At 35.0% G+C, this 19622-nt stretch carries 16 protein-coding genes, 1 tRNA gene and 2 pseudogenes; 6 read left to right on the top strand and 13 right to left on the bottom strand.

Features of this window, described 5'->3' with window-relative positions:
* Window positions 1-97: 97 nt before the first annotated feature.
* The 8 genes from ACFIKQ_RS05490 to ACFIKQ_RS05455 form a co-directional block, all read right to left on the bottom strand.
* Window positions 98-457: a hypothetical protein gene (locus ACFIKQ_RS05490; RefSeq protein ID WP_375644824.1), complete on the bottom strand. Its 360-nt coding sequence runs from the start codon at window positions 455-457 to the stop codon at window positions 98-100.
* 110 nt (window positions 458-567) lie between these two features.
* Window positions 568-1377 (bottom strand): MBL fold metallo-hydrolase, encoded by an 810-nt coding sequence (locus ACFIKQ_RS05485; RefSeq protein ID WP_375656110.1) that lies wholly within the window; start codon window positions 1375-1377, stop codon window positions 568-570.
* A gap of 10 nt (window positions 1378-1387) precedes the next feature.
* A complete protein-coding gene (locus tag ACFIKQ_RS05480) occupies window positions 1388-2161 on the bottom strand; it encodes a TatD family hydrolase (protein ID WP_273787962.1) in 774 nt (257 codons plus the stop codon).
* Window positions 2151-3710, bottom strand: a complete 1560-nt coding sequence (gene metG, locus ACFIKQ_RS05475; RefSeq protein ID WP_015856397.1) for a methionine--tRNA ligase — start codon at window positions 3708-3710, stop codon at window positions 2151-2153. Before metG ends, ACFIKQ_RS05480 begins: the two co-directional genes overlap by 11 nt.
* A gap of 84 nt (window positions 3711-3794) precedes the next feature.
* Window positions 3795-4838: a DNA polymerase III subunit delta' gene (locus ACFIKQ_RS05470; protein WP_375644821.1), complete on the bottom strand. Its 1044-nt coding sequence runs from the start codon at window positions 4836-4838 to the stop codon at window positions 3795-3797.
* Complete coding sequence (gene tmk / locus ACFIKQ_RS05465) at window positions 4835-5479, bottom strand: dTMP kinase (RefSeq protein ID WP_375644820.1); 645 nt, start codon at window positions 5477-5479, stop codon at window positions 4835-4837. Before tmk ends, ACFIKQ_RS05470 begins: the two co-directional genes overlap by 4 nt.
* Window positions 5480-5507: 28 nt before the next feature.
* Entirely contained in the window at window positions 5508-6671 is a 1164-nt protein-coding gene (locus tag ACFIKQ_RS05460) for a D-alanyl-D-alanine carboxypeptidase family protein (protein ID WP_375636091.1), read from the bottom strand.
* A 1089-nt stretch (window positions 6672-7760) separates the two neighbouring features.
* Complete coding sequence (locus tag ACFIKQ_RS05455; RefSeq protein WP_375644819.1) at window positions 7761-8660, bottom strand: septal ring lytic transglycosylase RlpA family protein; 900 nt, start codon at window positions 8658-8660, stop codon at window positions 7761-7763.
* A 285-nt stretch (window positions 8661-8945) separates the two neighbouring features.
* Here ACFIKQ_RS05455 and ACFIKQ_RS05450 point away from each other — a divergent pair.
* Window positions 8946-9131, top strand: a pseudogene (locus ACFIKQ_RS05450) (integrase); the annotation flags it as partial.
* Window positions 9132-9221: 90 nt separating this feature from the next.
* Here the strand turns inward: ACFIKQ_RS05450 and ACFIKQ_RS05445 are convergent.
* A tRNA-Lys gene (locus ACFIKQ_RS05445) sits at window positions 9222-9297 on the bottom strand.
* A 1173-nt stretch (window positions 9298-10470) separates the two neighbouring features.
* Between ACFIKQ_RS05445 and lexA the strand changes: the two genes are divergently transcribed.
* Together lexA and rimO are read left to right on the top strand one after the other, a co-directional pair.
* On the top strand, window positions 10471-11184 hold the full coding sequence (gene lexA / locus ACFIKQ_RS05440; RefSeq protein ID WP_375636089.1) for a transcriptional repressor LexA: 714 nt from the start codon (window positions 10471-10473) through the stop codon (window positions 11182-11184).
* A 448-nt stretch (window positions 11185-11632) separates the two neighbouring features.
* Window positions 11633-12946, top strand: coding sequence for a 30S ribosomal protein S12 methylthiotransferase RimO (rimO, locus tag ACFIKQ_RS05435; RefSeq protein ID WP_015856403.1), 1314 nt, complete (start codon window positions 11633-11635; stop codon window positions 12944-12946).
* A gap of 409 nt (window positions 12947-13355) precedes the next feature.
* On the opposite strand, the gene ttcA is transcribed toward rimO, so the two are convergent.
* The 4 genes and pseudogenes from ttcA to ACFIKQ_RS05415 form a co-directional block, all read right to left on the bottom strand.
* Entirely contained in the window at window positions 13356-14231 is an 876-nt protein-coding gene (ttcA, locus tag ACFIKQ_RS05430; protein ID WP_375628391.1) for a tRNA 2-thiocytidine(32) synthetase TtcA, read from the bottom strand.
* 267 nt (window positions 14232-14498) lie between these two features.
* Complete coding sequence (rpsD, locus tag ACFIKQ_RS05425) at window positions 14499-15116, bottom strand: 30S ribosomal protein S4 (RefSeq protein ID WP_375644817.1); 618 nt, start codon at window positions 15114-15116, stop codon at window positions 14499-14501.
* 179 nt (window positions 15117-15295) lie between these two features.
* Entirely contained in the window at window positions 15296-16114 is an 819-nt protein-coding gene (gene murI / locus ACFIKQ_RS05420) for a glutamate racemase (RefSeq protein WP_273787953.1), read from the bottom strand.
* Window positions 16107-16944: pseudogene (locus ACFIKQ_RS05415) on the bottom strand (RNA methyltransferase). The gene murI and the pseudogene ACFIKQ_RS05415 overlap by 8 nt, the downstream one beginning before the upstream one ends.
* 284 nt (window positions 16945-17228) lie before the next feature.
* Here ACFIKQ_RS05415 and sfsA point away from each other — a divergent pair.
* Genes sfsA through radC form a run of 3 tightly spaced genes read left to right on the top strand, consistent with a single transcriptional unit; the run spans window position 17229 to window position 19580 of the window.
* On the top strand, window positions 17229-17945 hold the full coding sequence (gene sfsA / locus ACFIKQ_RS05410; RefSeq protein WP_375656109.1) for a DNA/RNA nuclease SfsA: 717 nt from the start codon (window positions 17229-17231) through the stop codon (window positions 17943-17945).
* Complete coding sequence (gene map / locus ACFIKQ_RS05405; protein WP_015856409.1) at window positions 17938-18768, top strand: type I methionyl aminopeptidase; 831 nt, start codon at window positions 17938-17940, stop codon at window positions 18766-18768. Before sfsA ends, map begins: the two co-directional genes overlap by 8 nt.
* 17 nt (window positions 18769-18785) lie before the next feature.
* Window positions 18786-19580, top strand: coding sequence for a DNA repair protein RadC (gene radC, locus ACFIKQ_RS05400; RefSeq protein ID WP_375644815.1), 795 nt, complete (start codon window positions 18786-18788; stop codon window positions 19578-19580).
* Window positions 19581-19622: the final 42 nt, after the last annotated feature.

Below are 19622 nucleotides of genomic sequence, written 5' to 3'. Positions count from 1 at the left end.
TAATAATTGAACCGCACATTAAAATATTCGGTCTTTGAGAATATTCCTCAAAGACCAAAATAGTTGTGATGAAATTACGTCGTATAAATAATAAAAATTACTGTACTATTTTACAACGTTTCATACGTGCAAGATCACTCAAAACAGCATTACGATTATTTAAAGCTGAAATTTCATTACTTTCACTTGATTTTACATCCATAAAAAACAAAGCAGGTACAAATACAACACCTGCTGCTGCTAAGGCCACGTTTTTATTTCTTGCTTTAGAACGCTCTGCAATTGTATCATTAATCTGACGTTTATTAGCAAAAAACTCCCGTTGAATATCGGCACAACTCATTGATCCGTCATGTAATGTTGTCGTTGAAATGTTTTTTTCTAAACGCCCTCCACATGCTGTCAAGGAAACCGCTAAAACCACAATACATACACCCCGCTTAAAATTCTTATACATAAAAGCCTCATTTTTGACATAAAAAAGCACTAAATATGTCAAAATTGAAATAAAATAAAGGATAAATCTAAAAGTATTTTATTTAACTTAAAATATTGCACATAATAAGCTTACGTATCTGTTTCAAAAGTAAGACCTTGATATGCAGGTTTTACATAGGATGGGACATAATTTATAACCGTATTGTAATCCAGCGATCTGTCCATATGTGTGAGTATTGCTTGTTTTGGCTTTAAATATTCTATCCATTGTAATGCTTGATCAACAGAAAAATGACTCGGATGGGATTTAAATTGAAGAGCTTCAATGATGAGAACATCCAAATCCATTAATTTGAATAAAGTTTTTTCAGGAAATTCACTAACATCCGTACAATAGGCAACATTCCCAATCCGAAAACCTAAGGAATGAATGTTTCCGTGGTGTTGTAAATGTGTATTGACACTTATTGCTCCACCCTGCCCCTGAATAATAAATTGGCTATCTTCATTGATAAGATGCTCTTTTAAAATGGGAGAATAAGATGAATCTTTTGGTGTTTGAAAACAATATCCGAAAGCACTTTTGAGATGTTCTAGTGTAAATCTGTCGGCATAGATATCTATTAAACATTTTTGTGCAAGTGCATAGCTGCGTAAATCATCAATACCGTGGATATGATCTGCATGAGAATGTGTGTAAAGAGCAGCATCAAGATGGCTTACACGTGCATCAATCATTTGTGAGCGAAAATCTGGACCTGTATCAATAACGATCGTTGTTTTGTCTCCTGAAGGTTTAATACGTTCAACTAATAAAGAACTTCTGTAGCGTTTATTTTTAGGGTTATTCGGATCACATGTTCCCCAATCACCATTGGGCCGTGGTACTCCTGGAGAAGGACCACAACCTAATATTGTAAATCGGTATTGATCACACATATCTTTTGCCTTATTTCATTTTACTAAATAAACGAAAAGCATTACGCGTTGTTATTTGAGCTGTTTCTTCAATGCTTAAGCCAATTGTTTCAGCTAAAACAGCTGCTGTATAGCATACAAAAGATGGTTCATTTGTTTTTCCCCGATGGGGACTAGGTGCTAAGAATGGAGCATCTGTTTCCACTAACAAATGCTCATGGGGCACAATTTTTGCTATTTCACGGATTTCAAGTGCATTTTTAAAAGTGAGAATACCTGAAAAAGAAATATAACCACCAAGTTCGATTCCAGCACGAGCAAGTTGCATTCCAGACGAATAACAATGAAGGATAAAGGGGAAAGCTCCTTCTTTTATCTGTTCACGTAATATTGTCTCCATATCGAGATCGGCATTGCGTGAATGTATAACAAGAGGAATCTGTGTTTCTCGAGAAGCAATGATATGTTCTTGAAAAACTTTTTTTTGCTCTTCTGGTGTAGAATAATCATAATGATAATCAAGCCCCCCTTCCCCAAACGCAACAATTTTAGGGTGATTCGAGAGCTGTATAAGCTCTTCCGCTGTAATATTTTGTTCTTCATGCGCATGATTGGGGTGTGTTCCAACAGAACAAAAGACTTGATCATAGCTTTGCGCAATGGCTAACAGCTTATCTAACTTATGAACATGGGTTGAAATTGTTATCATACGTTTAACGTCAGCATCTAAAGCCCGTTGGATAACATTATCCAAATCTTGTGAAAAATCTTCAAAATCAAGATGACAATGTGTATCAATCAACATGATAAGTATCTTCTTTCTTCAAGATATAACGAGGAAAAATCGGTTCTGGTGGTGGAAGATCAAGCCCTTCTTGAATTTTTGAGTGACTTATATGATACAATAACCGATCATCTTCAGCAACCGCAAGGCTATCAAGAAGTTTCGCTGCTGATTGGGGTATGAAAGGTAAAAGCATAATTCCTATTCTCCGCAAGATTTCTACAGTGATATAAAGAACTGTAGAAAATCGCTCTTGGTCATTTTTACGTAAACTCCAAGGTTGTTCGTTGGCAAAATAGCGATTGGCATCTGCTACAATTGAAAAAATAGCTGAAAGTGCTAAATGCATACTATAAGAAGACATAGCTTGATGTACAGTTTCAAGTACTTGAAGAGATTGTTCTAAAAGCTGTTTATCTTGAGCTAAAAATGAAGTTGGTCTCGGGACTTGTGCATTACAATTTTTGGCAATCATAGACAAACAGCGCTGTGCTAAATTACCAAGATCATTAGCAAGATCAGCATTAATACGGTTCACAAGGCTTTCATGGCTATAACTACCATCTTGTCCAAATGGTACTTCACGGAGAAGGAAATAACGGACCTGATCAAGACCATAATGATCAACCATTTCAAAAGGATCAACGACATTTCCAATAGATTTTGACATTTTTGCACCACGATTAAGTAAAAAACCATGTGCAAAAATATTTTTAGGCAATTCAATTCCAGCAGACATTAAAAATGCCGGCCAATAAACTGCATGAAAACGAATAATATCCTTACCAATAATATGCGTATTTGCAGGCCAAAAATCACGTTTTTTTGAATTTTCATTGAAAAAACCAATTGCTGATAGATAATTTGTAAGCGCATCAACCCAGACATACATCACATGCTTTGGATTCTCAGGAACAGCAATGCCCCAGTTAAAACTTGCGCGTGAAATAGAGATATCTTTTAAACCTGATTTTATAAAACTTATAATTTCATTACGCCGCTCAAGTGGAGCAATAAAATCAGGATGTTTTTCATAATATTCAAGAAGAGCCTTTTCATAATGAGAAAGTCTAAAAAAATAACTTTCTTCTTCATTCCATTCAACTGGAGAGCCTAATTCTTTCTCACGGCGGATGTTGTCTGGTCCAATTTCCGTATCTTTTTCTTCATAATAGGCTTCTTGGCGAACCGAATACCACCCCGTATAACGACCGAGATAAATATCGCCATTTGCTTCCATCTTTTTCCAAATTTCTTGACAAGCTTGGTAATGGCGTTCTTCTGTCGTACGAATAAAATCATCGTTAGAACAATTTAATACTGCAAGCATTTTTTGAAACACAGCACTATTACGATCTGCAAGTTGCTGAGGTGTCATACCTAATGCTGCTGCGGTTTGTTGCATCTTTAGACCATGCTCATCTGTACCAGAAAGAAAAAATACATTTTTTCCGTTTAATCGTTGAAAGCGGGCTAAGACATCGCTTGCAATTGCACTATAGGCATGTCCAATATGTGGGGCACCATTAGGATAAAAAATGGGAGTTGTTATGTAATATGTGTCACGCATGTCATACTCGTTGTAAAACGCTATAAATAAAAGATATAAAGATATAATGACATAACGTCTGTTCATCGTATTGTCACGGAAAAACTAATCCTCATGAATGATCTTATGAACTTTAAAAAGTAAGTTAATAACAAACTGCTTTTTATCGAGATTAAACAGTTGTATTTCCTCTATTTCTTGATGAATCTCTTGCCATTTTTCCGCATATTTTTTTGAGAGAAATAAGTCACCCTTTTCAACGAGCATGATAGCTTTTTTTTGAATTTTATTAAGAATTTCATCACAAAATTGTTGAAATTGGAATGTAGAAGAAACAGATGAAAATGTTTGTGCAAGAGTATGTACAATCGTTGCGTTACAAACAGGTTTCTCTAAGAGAGCATCAATTGTTTTAATAATTTCAAGACCGTCATGGCAGATAAGTAAAGCAGCTTTTCGAGGACTTCCTTTAGATTTTTTAATAATTATTTCAATTGTTTTCTCATCAGGTAAGTTCTGATTGGCAAAAATATGTATAATAACTTTTTTCATTTCATCGTTATTCAACGGACGAAAAGAAATTTTTTGACACCGTGAGTGGATTGTTGGAAGCAATTTTCCTGAAGAATGCGCGATAATAACAAATAACGTTTTTGAAGGTGGTTCTTCAAGTATTTTGAGAATTGCATTTGCTGCATTTCTATTCATATCATCTGCAGAATCAATAATAACAATACGCCATCCATTATCTTGCGATGTTCGGCTTAAAAAATGCATAATATCACGGACATCATCAACGAGTATTCCTGTTTTAAACTTTTGCGTTTTTACATCAAATCGACGTGAAATATACAAAAGACCAGGGTGACTTCCTTGTGTAATTTGGCGCCATGGAGTAGAATAAGGATCGGGTTTCAAGAAAGCCTCCTGTTGAGAACTTAAAATGTTCCAAGCAAGATGAAAGGCTAAAGTAGCTTTTCCAATCCCATATTCTCCTTCAAATAACAATGCATGATGCAAACGCTCTTCTTTAAGCATTTGTGTCAAAAAATGACGAACATCCTCATGACCAAAGACAACATCATTCTGGGATGGTGATAAAATTGTATCAATATCATCATATTGGCGTAAGATATTTACATTACTCATGAAAGCTTATCCAACAATACCTGATGACAAATATTTTTTATTTGATGTGCAACCGCTTCCACTGAGCCAGTAGCATCAATGACTCGAAATCTATGGGGTTCCTGTTTGGCCAATTGAAGAAAAGCTTGACGCCTTTGTTCTTGAATTTCCAACTGATCTTTTTCAAAATAATCAATTTCTTCTGTTTCTTTTCTTCGTAAATTTGCACGTTTCATACCACACATTGCTGGCATATCTAATAAAAATGTTAAATGGGGCAAGATACCATTGAGTGCAATACACTCTAAAACAGCAAGAAGAGAAGAACTGACTGTATCATTGAGTCCTTGATAAACGCGTGTAGAATCAATAAAGCGGTCACATAAAACGATTTTACCTTTTTGCAAAGAAGGCGCGATAACCTCGGTAACATGGTCGACACGTGCGGCTGTAAACAAAACAGCTTCAATCAACGGTCCATAATGTTGCGCCTGCCCTGACAATAAAATATGCCGGATTGCTTCTGCTCCTAGCGTTCCCCCTGGTTCTCGTGTTGTGACAACATCATAACCTTGGTGTGAGAGAGACTCAGCAAGTAAAGAAATCTGCACCGTTTTTCCTACCCCGTCCCCTCCTTCGAATGTAATAAAATAACCTGACACGTATGACCTTAACCTTATTAGCACGTAACTACAAATATTTCCGTAACCATCCAATTGTTATTTCATAGAATGCATTTTTTACTTTTGCAAAGAAACTTCCTTCCTGAACATTCATTCCGGCAAAAACTGGTTTTTCCAGAAGAACCTTTTTATCTTCTAAAATTTGAATAACGCCAACTGATTGTCCAGAAACGATAGGAGCTTTCAATGGACCATGATATTTAATTTTTGCTTTAACATTTACTTTTTTTTCATTCGAAAGCATAAAACTTATTGGTTTTTTAACAATGAGTGGAACAAAATTTTGCGTACCACCATAAACAGAAGCACGACCAACCGTTTCTTCTTTTATGAAAATCGTTTTGAGATCAAATGCTGTCATTCCCCATTGAAGAATGCGTTCTATTTCTTTTGTATATTTTTTACCATCTTGCAAACCATTGATTGCTAAAAAAAGACGTCGATGATTTTTAGAAATGGTGGCAACCATTGAAAAACCTTCTTTTTCACTGTAGCCAAAACCAAATCCTTCTACACCAATTTCCTTAGAAATAAGAGGGTTTTTATTACGTTGAAAAATATTATTCCACGTAAAATGAGGCTCACGATAAAGTGCATAATAATCCGGATATTCCTGAACAATATGACGTGCTAATATAATCATATCACGCACGGTTACAAATTGTCCATCTTCGGGTAGCCCTGTTGCGTTAACAAAATGACTCTGAGATAATCCGACTATTTTCGCGCGCTGATTCATCAGTTTTGCAAAATGAGCCTCATGTCCAGATATTCCTTCAGCAAGAATAATAGCAGCATCATTTCCATTCATAATAATTAAACCACGTAAAAGATCAGAAACACTGATTTCTGTCTTTATCTTTGCAAACATAGTGGTTGTACCGGAAGGTGCTCCACCTTTACGCCAAGCATTTTCACTGACCTTGAATTTCTGCGTACTCTTTAACATTCCCTCCTTTAAGTGATGAAATACGACTTCCACTGTCATCAATTTTGCTAATGAAGCAGGAAAAAAAGGAATATCACTTTGTTTTTCATAAAGTATTGTCCCTGTATCATCATCGAGTAACAACAATTGTGATGCAGAAATTTGAAAACCTTCTGCTCTCCCCCACGTGTCAAATGCCAATATCCCCCATAAAGTCAATAAGATCCTTAATGTTGTATACATAGCTTCTCCTCCCATCCCAAAGATCAACATAAAGAATCTTATATAGGAAAAAACTTTTTTATTTCCGCAAATTGAGGAATTATTGACAACTCAAGAAAAGACTTTATTTTTATTCAACTTTATCAAAAGTAATATGATGAACTTTTTATCTTCTACATAGGTTTAGTTTAATATTTTAAAGTATACAAAGACAAAAATATTTTTAAGTTTTTTGTTTTATATTTATAGTACATTGTTTATTATAAAAATTATAATATTTTAACTTATATATTATTAAAAATGCTGTAAGATTTCTTCGTTATATTTCTTTTCATATTGAATTTAATAAAATTCGCTTACTTACGCGTCATAAGTAAAGTTCGTATATGGATAAAAATTATTAAAAAAGAGAATAAAAATACCTCTTATCAACCTCTCAAGTGTTAAAAATTATCGCACAAAACATTGGAGGTTTACAAAGTGTACGATGGTGTCGGTTTATATCTTCATAAGTGTAAAGATAGTGATGTCTAAAGGCGTTACCAATCATACCATTCATAGGCGCTATCGTAAAATAGGCTTGTAACGTGTTGAAATATTTCCCTTTTAAATAAGTACGTGAATTGGCAATGTATGTGTATTTTGTTTGAGACGCTCTGTTTCTCGTGAGGGGACTTACTCCATTAAAGAACATGATAAACAAAAGCATGAAGTAATGCATAATCTCTTCATAAGATATTACCGTGGATGCTTTTTGGAAAGCTGCAAAACCGAATCAAAAGAAAATATTTTTCAAGCTTTTTATTCCTATCAAATTGATTGTATAGTTGCTTTGGAGATTACACAAACAAGACTGATACAATAATCTCCCCTCGTCTAGCAAAAGCTATTACAGCAAGAAAAGTACGCGCTTTATTAAAGCAAGAAATATCATAAAACGACGAATAGACCAGTAATGGAGCGGAAAGAACGTATTGAATTTATAATAGCACCCAACCACGCTTTTTTAAAAGGACAACGCGCTTTAAGATGAAAACCTTCCACTAAATCCGTAAGTTCTTATCTTTTTTACTAGAGAATTATATAGATAAAAAATCAACGCATATTTTCTTAAAACAGTTGTAGCCAATTGACCTTTGTTTTTTTGTTTAGCTTATTTATAGAAGCAACTTGATCGAATGGCATCGGCTTATCAACCATGATAGGACCAATTTCTGGCAATTTAACTGCAACAGTTTTATTACGTTGTTCCTGTTCAACAGCAGCTGCTTTAGCTAATCCTTCTTTGTTTCCTGTATTGCGCTTGTCTTTTAACAAAACAGTTTCTCTTTTTTTCGAAACATTTTCTGACGCTAATGAATACGAGGCAGCATTTCCAGGAGTATAAGAGGCCATTAAATATGCACCATCATAATAGCCAACGGGTGCTTCAGCAATATATTCTACCTTAACATCTGCAACCCCCCTATCTACATACCCCAGTATTGCCGCAGCTTGCCTTGATAAATCAATGATTCTGTCTTTCATAAAAGGTCCGCGATCATTCACTCTAACAATGATTGAAGATCCATTTTTCAAATTAGTAACACGAGCATAGCTAGGTAAAGGCATTGTAGGATGAGCAGCAGTCAAAAGATTCATGTCATAAATTTCACCGTTGGCAGTTAAACGCCCATGAAAATCTGAACCATACCATGATGCTTCGCCAACACGTTTATAAGTTGGATCATTTTGAGGATAATACCACTTTCCTTTTATTTGATAAGGTTTACCAACAACAGCTCGTCCACGCTTTTTTTCTTCCGATTGATTCTTCTTATTGGATACTTGTTGAGGTAGTACAGAAGTGTTTACGTCAATTGGTTTATTATGATAGGAATCTTTTATTGAAAAATTCATAGTTTGGCTTGCGCAACAAGATACCAGTGACTGAGAAATGACGATCATAGAAAACAATTGAAGTGATGGTTTAATAATAAAAGTAAATTTCTTTTTTCTATTTGAAGGCATCTATTCAGTCCACTTATTTCTGTTAAGTACTACTGTAAAAACCACGTCACGCTGTCACGCTTTTTATATGCGACGGAAGAATTTACGTTTTTAAATGATTTCCCTCGCGCATATACCACCCTTGAATTGGCTCCTTTTATCAAGAAATTAACACATTGTTAACCTTTTTATGATTTTTGTAAGAAATAAATGTACTATAGTAGATGTTTAAAAGAATGAAAATTAAACAAATCAACATCTTATAGAAAAGTTATTTCATAATATAAACTGTGAATAAGTGGTGATTTTAGCAACTTGTTTTGCGAATCATGTAATGCAGTAGGTATTAAAAAATCAATCTATGGATTGAGAAAAGGAGCAACCACATTTTCTGCCAACGCAGGTACAACCGTATCGTAAGCTTAAAGCTCTTTATTTTGGACAGGAGACAGCATAGCATCGCTCTATTCCAAAACATCTGATAGAAAATGACTGATTATAGAATCAATAAAAAACTTCAAAAAGAATCAAAACGAGAAAGATTCTTAAATTTTTGTATAGTCTATTGATATTATTTAAATTTGGTGAGCGCGCAGGGATTCGAACCCTGGACCTACTGATTAAAAGTCAGTTGCTCTACCAGCTGAGCTACGCGCTCTCACACAAGCTATCTAGTTTGTAGACTATCTAATTTGCAGAAAGTGAAGGGAACATACGGTTGACTTTTCATTTGGTCAACACCTTTTGAAGAAAAATATTATTATTTTCTTCAGTTATCAATAATTTTCCGTTTTCCCCTCCTTTTTTCATCATTGTATAGATACTCTTTAATCTTCTTTTTGAAGTTTCAATCAAGGAACAATTTCATTGCAAAATATTGCATAGATTCGGAGCGCTAAAATTATAAGAAATTACCCTCCTTCCCTCACATGGGTTGTTGAGCATAATGGATAGAGAAAAAATACCTTTTACTATAATATTATTTTTATATCTTCATATTTTAGTTTTCAATTTTCAAATATGAATACAGATTTACAATATAACATATTGATTTATAACAATTTATAATTTCATCACTTGAGTGAGAGAATAAAACTATAAAAAAGAAATGAAAATACCTTTTATACCTCCTTTCAATAACCAAAAATTATCTCAACATTAGGGTTCAGCAAAATAGTATATAGCGGTTGGTACGTTAGACCTGAAAATGGGACAATGAGCAACAATGGCATTTTGAGGGTATGATTTTTATTCATGCATAATGAATATATAACGAAAGCCAATTTATCCTATAGAATAAAACAGACATAAAATTCAGTCTCATTGAAAGTATCCCGAATGACTATAAATTATGCTCACTATTATAGCTGTAGATAATTTTACTTAAAAAAAGCAGAAATAATATGCAGTGTGCAAAATGATCTAAATACCCATAGAGTGTTCTAAATATATAAAATGCCTTCTAATTAACTTTTTTATATCAAGAAATTACAAAATACGTAGATATATTTTTAGAAGAAAAGGATAACACTGGTCATAAAATTTAGTGTTGGATAATCCAGTCAGAGCTATAAAGTATTTTTATACATTGTTTAATATTAATGTAGATATATAATATATAAATAATAATTTCATAAAATTCTTAAAGTAAGTTTTATATAAATAATAATTTAAATATGTCTATAAATAAACATATTGCTTCATTAACTTAACTTATAGGATCAAAAATAAAGAAAATAATTTTGATTTGGCGGAAAAAAAATTGTAAAATTGTTATATATACATGTATTTTTACTTTACTCCTTTTTTATTATTTTGATTGGAATATTGAATGCTAACATGTAAACAATATGAGCTACTCTTGTTTATTCATAACCATACAAAAGAAACTGGTGTTCCTCCTTCTTTTGAAGAAATGAAAAATGCATTAGAACTTTCTTCAAAGTCTGGTATTCATAAGCTCATTATAGCCTTAGAACAACGAGGGTTTATACGTCGTTTACCCAATCGCGCTCGTGCAGTGGAGGTGATTCGACTCCCTGAGAAAATAACATTTAACCTTTCTTTAGCACGTAAAATTTCTCCCAGTATGATAGAAAAAAATAAAAGGGAAATATCAAAAAACTTGAGTAACCTTGACAACTTTGATGAAGAAGAAAAAAAAAATATCACCATTCCTATTATGGGACGTATTTCTGCGAGCGTGCCCGCCTCTGCTATACTGCAACAAATAAACACTCTTTCTCTCCCACGCAATATGGTTAATACAGGTGAGCACTACGCATTAGAAGTTAAAGATGATTCTATGATGGAGGCTGGTATCCTTAATAAAGATACGATCATTGTGAAACGTCAAAATACAGCAATAACAGGTGAAATTATTGTTGCGTTTATTGATAAAAAAGAAGCCACATTAAAACGTTATCGACGCAAAGGAGCTTCTATTGCATTAGAAGCCGCAAATCCTCATTATGAAGCACGTACATACGAATCCGAACGTGTAGAAATACAAGGCAAACTTACCGGACTTATTCGCAAATATTAAAAATAAACCTTATAGTACGCGATAGATATCGCAATAAGGAGTTGTTGAGTATTTTTTTATTGTGCCACACGCAGTTGACTTCCTCTCCACTGCCAAAGGATGCCCCAATTCGGTCTATAAACAGTCCAGATCCTTATCGAGCGGGTTTCATTTTTCCTTCCCTACATCTCCTTCACTTACGCAAGGAGCGACAAGTAAGCTTTAAAATATTCACCACGTACTTTATAAAAGAACTTGAATGCTTTGAAGGAAGCAACCTTATATCATCGTCCTCAATGACAGAATTTTACGATATAAATTGTATGCATGCATAAAAACACATAAAATTTTGTAGAAAAAAATCAAATAACTTTGTAACAGATTTTATTGCATAGGTATAAAAATAAAGAACATTATTTTTCAGTTATAAAAGTGTAACTCAATCATTCACAATAATTGTAGGATCATCATGGTAGCACCTCGTATTAGTTTTGTCTCCCTCGGATGCCCAAAAGCACTCGTAGATTCTGAGCGAATTATTACACGCCTTCGCTCTGAAGGGTATGAAATTTCACGTCAACATCAAGGAGCTGATGTCGTTATTGTGAATACCTGTGGCTTTCTTGACTCGGCAAGGAGAGAATCATTAGCCAATATTGATGAAGCTCTCAAAAAAAATGGAAAAGTTATTGTAACGGGGTGTCTTGGTGCTGATCCTGATGTTATTCGCCAAACGTATCCTAATGTATTGGCTATTACAAAACCGCAAGCTTATGAAAGTGTTATAGAAGCTGTTCATACAGCAATTCCTCCTGTTCATGATCCTTTTCTTGATTTAGTTCCTCCCCAAGGTATTCGTTTAACACCTCGCCATTACGCCTACCTAAAGATTTCTGAAGGATGCTCTAACCAGTGTAGTTTTTGTATCATCCCTACTCTGCGTGGTGATCTCACTTCACGTCCCATCAGCGATGTTCTTCGTGAAGCTGAAAAACTCGTGCAAGCGGGTGTAAAAGAACTTTTAGTTATTTCACAAGATACGAGTGCTTATGGTATTGATCTAAAATATCTCGAAAATTCTTGGAAAGATCGTACAATAAAAACAAAATTCTTTGATCTTTGTCGCGAACTAGGCGATATGGGTATTTGGATACGTATGCATTACGTTTATCCTTATCCCCATGTTGATGAAGTTATCGAACTTATGGCTGCAAAAAAAATTCTTCCTTATCTGGATATTCCTTTTCAGCATGCATCACCAGCTATTTTGCGTCATATGAAGCGTCCTGCACTCATAGAAAAAACAAACCGTAGAATTGAAAAATGGCGAAAAATATGCCCAGATCTTACTTTGCGGTCAACATTTATTGTTGGTTTTCCTGGCGAAACGAATGAAGATTTTAATATACTCCTAGAATGGCTAGAAGAAGCAAAAATTGAACGCGCTGGGTGCTTTAAATATGAAGAGGTAAAAGGAGCCGCCGCAAATGATTTGGGATTAGAAAATATTCCTGAAGAGGTGAAAGAAAATCGCTGGCATCGTTTTATGGCAAAACAACAACAAATTTCTACACATCTTTTAAAGAAAAAAATTGGAAAAAGACTCCAAGTGCTTATCGATGAAAGTCAAGGAAAAGTTGCCAAAGGACGTAGTCAATACGATGCTCCAGAAATAGATGGTGTTGTCCATATATCATCACGACGCCCGTTGCGTGTTGGTGAATTTGTCAGCGTTAAAATTGAACAGTCGGATGCCTATGATCTTTATGGTGTAGCAGTTTGAAAATTTAACTTCTTCCCTGTCCTCAATGATGAAGATTTCTATCAGCATTGGTTTATAAAAAGATCGGCTACTCACAATCGAACTTGATCACTTATGTAACTCACTTCATGAGAATTTACGAGCAATCCTCGCCCTGAATGTTTGCTATACACTCCACAAATACCAAGCAGTTATATATTCTCTTAATTTAATGCCTTAAATGAGGTGACGGCGGCGCAAAAGAATAAAATCCTCAAGGTTCACCATTTTTACTTAACAAAAGAGAAAATCGACAATCGTACTATTTTCCCATTTTTCATATTGCGACAGTCATTAGTTAGTGAAAGGAAACTTTTTTCAATAGTGTCTTAATAAATAAGTATCTTATCTTAAACTCTTTGAACTTATTTTTTTAAATATCTAATCTTTATTAACAGGTCTTAAAATCAAAGAATTTCTTATCAAGCAAATGACTTGGGCGTACATTTGTTAAAGCGCGAATCATCGTATCTTTACGTCCTGGCATTTGTCTTTCGATATTTTTCAGCATTTCTTTCATTGCATTACGTTGTAAACCATCTTGACTACCGCAAAGATTACAAGGAATAATCGGAAATTGCATTGCTTGAGAAAATTTTTCCATATCCTCCTCAGCTGCATAAACAAGAGGACGTAACACAAAAAGATCTCCTTCATCATTTTTAAGTTTTCCAGGCATGGCAGCTAATCGGCCACCGTGAAACAAATTCATAAAAAATGTTTCTAAAACATCATCACGATGATGACCTAAAACTAATGCAGAACATCCCTCTTCACGTGCAATACGATAGAGATTACCACGTCGTAATCGAGAACAAAGTGAACAATATGTCTGCGACTCTGCCAATTTATCTGTAACAATGGAATAAGTATCCTGATATTCAATACGATATGGAATTTTATAAGAACTTAAAAAGTCTGGAAGAATATGCTTAGGAAATCCAGGTTGCCCTTGATCAAGATTACAGGCAAGAATTTCAACGGATAAAAGACCTCGCCACTTTAAGTCTAAAAGAAGCGCTAATAAACCATAAGAGTCTTTTCCACCCGATAAAGCAACAAGCCATTTTTTTCCTGTAGAGAGCATAGAAAAATCATCCAAAGCTTGTCGCATATGACGCAAAAGTCGTTTGCGCAATTTATTAAATTCTACGCTTGAAGGAGCAACACGAAACATTGGATGACAACTATCTGCTTCGCTTATTAAAGGATCATCTCTCCCTTCGTTTTCTTCTATTGCCTGATATTCAACTGAAACATCATTCATAATACCATATCCTGCACAATAAACAGCTCGTTTTGCAAAGATAAAAACAAATATTAAAGCAAGCTTACATTTATGTTTTTTGAATTTATAAATTAGATACACAAAAAAGAAATGGAACTATATAAGTCTATGACTATAAAACATAGCAATAAACTTAATATAGAACCATTCACAAAAAGCACTTATTAACTTCAGAGATTGTAAAAATAACACAATATTTTGAAGTTATAATAATAGAAGAGAAAAATAATTTCTCTTGCAGAAAAATTATCGAGAATAAAATTCAACAACCAAATTAGGTTCCATTTGTACAGCATAAGGAACATCTGCAAAAGCAGGAATACGTGTAAAGGTTGCTTTCATCTGTTTATGATCTGCTTCAATATAATCAGGGACATCACGTTCTGCCAATTGCACTGATTCTAAAACTAAAACAAGTTGTTTTGATTTTTCCCGAACCTCAATAACATCACCAGGTTTACAACGATAAGATTGAATATTTGTGCGCCGACCATTTACACTAACATGACCGTGATTGATAAATTGGCGAGAAGCGAAAATCGTAGGCACGAATTTTGCACGATAAACAACAGCATCCAAACGTGCTTCTAACAAACCGATAAGATTTTCACCAGTATCACCCCGTCGACGAGCAGCCTCTTCATAGGTCTTATGAAATTGTTTTTCTGAAATATCTCCATAAAACCCTTTCAATTTCTGTTTAGCGCGCAACTGCACCCCATAGTCAGAAAGTTTTCCTTTACGACGCTGTCCATGCTGACCTGGACCATAATCACGACGATTGACAGGAGATTTCGGACGACCCCAAATATTTTCTCCCATACGACGGTCAATTTTATACTTTGTTGTTTCGCGTTTACTCATCGCATTTCCTTATAAAATAAAACACGAGATCTCAAGACCCCAAGGAAACGCGCCCTCCTCTGCCTTTAAATACTAAAGACTGACAGAATACCTTAACATATCAATATGCAAAGTTATCCACGGGACACGTCAATTAATGCTATTTTCTTGAAAAAATAGCCAGATCATCATTATTGGTCTTACAACCCAAAGTCAACTCCTTTCATGAGTTTTAAGCCAAATCCTTTAAACAAATTCTCCGTTAAAGAAGTGATATTTTTCGATGTTAACAACGCAAAATCTTGATATTTCTTTATATATTGATCGTGTACTTTTTCCGACAGTGGTAATAATGATCTGATATGTTTGGCAATCGCTTTCGCCGGATCAATCCACTCAACGGACCATAAAGCATGTTCACGAAAGAAGTTAATCAAAAAAGGATAATGTGTGCAGGCTAAAACAATAACATCAGTATATTGTCCATTTTTTTCCACAAAACATGGTAGGATTTCTTTTCTTAACTCTTCTGAATCGATAGATTTTCCCCGTAAATAATCTTCAGCAAATCCAGCCAGCTTTTTACTTCCCACAAGTTGAACATGACACTGTCCAGCAAAAGAATTAATTAATTCATTTGTATAGGCACGTTTCACTGTTCCAGGAGTAGCTAATACGGAAATAAAACCAGATTTTGTTTGTTCAGCAGCTGATTTAATTGCAGGAACCGTTCCTACAAAAGGGACATGAGAAAAATTCTGTCGTAAATCTGCCATCATCAGTGTAGAAACGGTGTTGCAAGCAATCACACATAAGGCTGGATTGTAGCGTGTTAAAAGATTTGTAAAAATCTTTAAAATACGCTCTTTCAAAATATTTTCTTTCCAATTTCCATAAGGAAATCCTGCATCATCAGCAACATAGATAAATTGCATTTCAGGGATAAGAATACGTGCCTCCCTGAACACTGTTAAACCACCAATACCGCTATCAAAAAAAAGAACAGGTCGTTCATCCATTAGTTTTCACACTTATTTTTAATTTTTTCACGATCACGCTCTTCAGGTGCTCTACTCCCCCGTGGATATTGTGGCGAAAAATGATCCAAAGAAGATATAATGCCTCGCAATAAACGAACCTCAGGTTCACTAAAGTTAGCGCGCGTAAAAACAGAGCGCAAATTTGCAAGCATTACTTCTTTGCGTTCTGGGGGTCTAAAATACCCACGGATATTCAAAGCCTCTTCTAACTGAGATAAAAAACCATGAAATATTGTTTTATTTGCAGGTTCCATCTCTGCGGCACGAAATGCCGTATCGCTGACATCCTCTAGACCTGTTTTCATCCATTCGTAAGACATTAAAAGAACTGCTTGCGCAATATTAAGTGACGCAAAAGCAGGATTAACTGGAAAAGTAATAATTTCATCAACAAGGCTGATTTCATCATTTTCTAATCCCCATCGCTCTCTTCCAAAGACAATACCTGTCTTATGTCCGATACTTTCACGCTGACGTAATACGCTTGCTGCTTCGACAGCACTTTTTACAGTTTTAAATCCACATCTTTCACGTGCTGTTGTGGCAAAAACATAGTGTAAATCTGCAATTGAATCACGCAATGTATTAAAAATCACAGTGTTGTTAATGACATGATCAGCTTTACTCGCAGCAGCTATAGCTTTTTCATTTGGAAACATTTCTCGAGGTTTGACTAACCGAAGCTTAGAAAGCCCAAAATTTGCCATTGCCCTTGCGACCATACCAATGTTTTCAGGAAGCTGCGGTTCAACTAAAATAATAATGGGACCATTTGTTAAATTTTCACGATTCTTATTCGTTCCAGCCATCAATCTTACCTAGTTTCACTTAACTATCTCCCTCTCCACTATTTTTTACGAAACCTTCTTCACAGTACTCTAATGCTGTTTAATAATAAATTATAGGCAATGTTATCTTTTCACTCAAAGATAATAAATTTTAAAAGCCATTAAAGTGGACGATGGAATTTATAACAATTTATATAGGATATCGTAGCGTTTTTTACATCAATTTTATCTTTTTTTATAGGGAATAGCCCCTACAAATCATAATCTCAGTTGAATTATGAAATCATAAATCCTAAAAAAGGGATATGCACTTTATTCCCGAACTTTTTCCTGCAAAGCTTATCCGTCGTTATAAACGTTTCCTTGCGGATGTTCAACAAGATGATCAGCATGTCCTCACCGTATCTGTACCTAATACAGGATCAATGCTTGGATTAACAGCTTTCAACTCCAATATCTGGCTTTCATATCATAATAACATCAAACGAAAATATGCCTATCAATTAGAAATTATTGAAGCCTATAATACTTTGGTTGGCATTAATACTGCTTTACCCAATAAACTTGCATTAGAAGCAATTCAAAACGGATTACTACCAGAATTAAGTGGATATAAAACAATTTTAAAAGAACAACGCTATGGAACACAATCACGAATTGACTTTCTTTTACGTGACGACATTCTTCCTGACTGTTACCTAGAAGTCAAAAATGTTCATTTTATTCGTCAAAAAGGATTAGCAGAATTTCCTGATAGTGAAACAAAACGTGGAGCACGTCACCTTGATGAGCTCATAGGAGTTGTACAACAAGGAAAAAGAGCTGCTATGCTTTATATTATTCAACGAGAAGATTGCGCAGCTTTTACAATCTGTCATGATCTTGATCCACTCTATGGACGTAAATTTGATTTAGCATTAAAATCAGGAGTAGAATGTTATGCTGTAAAGTGTCACGTAAGTGTAGAAGGCATTTTTCCGATTCAGAGAGTAAAAATAGAAAACAGAAAAAACAATGACTGAGTATATTGAATATAATAAAAGCCCTTTAAAATTTAATGGGAAGATTCGCATTTTCGATGATTATGCTTTTGCTAAAATGCGTGAAGTTGGTCGCATTGCTGCAGAATGCCTTGATGCACTTACAGATATTATTAAGCCAGGCGTTACTACGCAAGAAATTGATGATTTTGTATTCATTTTTGGTGCTAAGCGAGGAGCACTTCCTGCTGATCTAAATTATCATGGATACAGCCATTCATGCTGTACATCTATCAATCACGTTGTCTGTCATGGCATTCCCAATAAAAGACCTTTGCAAGAAGGCGATATTGTGAATGTGGATGTAACCTTTATCCTTGATGGTTGGCATGGGGATTCAAGCCGAATGTATCCTGTTGGGAAAATCAGACGTGCTGCAGAACGCCTGCTAAAGATAACCTATGAAAGTCTTATGAAAGGAATCGCTGTTGTTAAGCCTGGAGCAACCACAGGTGATATTGGTGCAGCCATTCAACAGTATGCAGAATCTGAACGATGCTCAATTGTGAAAGATTTTTGTGGACATGGTATTGGGCAGCTTTTTCATGATGCACCCAATATCCTTCATTATGGAAATCCTGGAGAAGGAATAGAATTAAAACAAGGTATGATGTTTACAATTGAGCCTATGATTAACCTTGGTAAACCACAAGTTAAGATTTTATCTGACGGTTGGACTGCTGTTACCCGTGACCGCTCTCTGACAGCACAATATGAACATACAATTGGTGTCACAAATGAAGGGTATGAAATATTTACACAATCTCCTAAAAATATTTTTTATATTCCAAATTCGCATACCTAACGCAATGTAGAGATGTTATGGCTAAAAAATTAAATCAAAAAGAAGATACTCAAAGTGATCACTTTGCATTAACATCGAGTTCTCCACTCACTCCAGTATCAGAAAGAAAAAGTGAAGACCCTCAGAAAAACGCACAGCTCCATAAACATTATCAAGGACACCGTGAGCGTCTTCGGAAGCGTTATTTAAAGTCAAAAGGAAGTGCAATCGAAGATTATGAATATCTTGAATTATTGCTTTTTCGCACAATACCCCGTGCAAACACAAAACCCATAGCTAAAAATTTGATAGCACGTTTTGGTTCATTAGCTGATGTGTTGGGAGCAGATATTCACCGACTTCAAGAAATTCCAGGATGTGGTCCCGCCACTGCAATTGATTTAAAAATTATTTCAGATGTTGCTGGACGCCTTGCTCGTGCGCAATTGTTTAAACGCGATATTTTTTCATCATGGGATAAAGTGTTAGCTTATTGTAAAGCTGTTATGGCTCATGAAACACGTGAACAATTTCGTATTTTGTTTCTTGATAAGAAAAACGGCTTACTTGCTGATGAGGTGCAACAAACTGGAACCATTGATCATACCCCTGTTTATCCTCGTGAAGTTATTTCTCGAGCTTTAGAGTTATCCGCATCAGGACTTATCTTAGTCCATAATCACCCTTCTGGCGATTCCACCCCCTCTGATGCAGATATAACAATGACATATAGATTAAAAGATGCAGCAAACGCATTAGGCATTATTATCCATGACCATCTTATTATTGCACGAAATAATCATACGAGCTTTAAAGCGTTAAAACTTATATAAATCTTATGGGATAAAAAAGACTTCATTCAACTATGAACAACG

This window comes from Bartonella sp. MR63HLJHH, assembly GCF_042194155.1.
GTDB classification, from domain to species: Bacteria; Pseudomonadota; Alphaproteobacteria; order Rhizobiales; family Rhizobiaceae; genus Bartonella; species Bartonella grahamii.
This window is presented reverse-complemented; position numbering and strand designations above follow the sequence as displayed.

Coding starts and splice junctions, on each gene's coding strand:
- ACFIKQ_RS05490 (WP_375644824.1), bottom strand. CDS start 457: ATGTATAAGAATTTTAAGCGGGGTGTATGTATTGTGGTTTTAGCGGTT.
- ACFIKQ_RS05485 (WP_375656110.1), bottom strand. CDS start 1,377: ATGTGTGATCAATACCGATTTACAATATTAGGTTGTGGTCCTTCTCCA.
- ACFIKQ_RS05480 (WP_273787962.1), bottom strand. CDS start 2,161: ATGTTGATTGATACACATTGTCATCTTGATTTTGAAGATTTTTCACAA.
- metG (WP_015856397.1), bottom strand. CDS start 3,710: ATGCGTGACACATATTACATAACAACTCCCATTTTTTATCCTAATGGT.
- ACFIKQ_RS05470 (WP_375644821.1), bottom strand. CDS start 4,838: ATGAGTAATGTAAATATCTTACGCCAATATGATGATATTGATACAATT.
- ACFIKQ_RS05460 (WP_375636091.1), bottom strand. CDS start 6,671: ATGTATACAACATTAAGGATCTTATTGACTTTATGGGGGATATTGGCA.
- ACFIKQ_RS05455 (WP_375644819.1), bottom strand. CDS start 8,660: ATGCCTTCAAATAGAAAAAAGAAATTTACTTTTATTATTAAACCATCA.
- lexA (WP_375636089.1), top strand. CDS start 10,471: ATGCTAACATGTAAACAATATGAGCTACTCTTGTTTATTCATAACCAT.
- rimO (WP_015856403.1), top strand. CDS start 11,633: ATGGTAGCACCTCGTATTAGTTTTGTCTCCCTCGGATGCCCAAAAGCA.
- ttcA (WP_375628391.1), bottom strand. CDS start 14,231: ATGAATGATGTTTCAGTTGAATATCAGGCAATAGAAGAAAACGAAGGG.
- rpsD (WP_375644817.1), bottom strand. CDS start 15,116: ATGAGTAAACGCGAAACAACAAAGTATAAAATTGACCGTCGTATGGGA.
- murI (WP_273787953.1), bottom strand. CDS start 16,114: ATGGATGAACGACCTGTTCTTTTTTTTGATAGCGGTATTGGTGGTTTA.
- sfsA (WP_375656109.1), top strand. CDS start 17,229: ATGCACTTTATTCCCGAACTTTTTCCTGCAAAGCTTATCCGTCGTTAT.
- map (WP_015856409.1), top strand. CDS start 17,938: ATGACTGAGTATATTGAATATAATAAAAGCCCTTTAAAATTTAATGGG.
- radC (WP_375644815.1), top strand. CDS start 18,786: ATGGCTAAAAAATTAAATCAAAAAGAAGATACTCAAAGTGATCACTTT.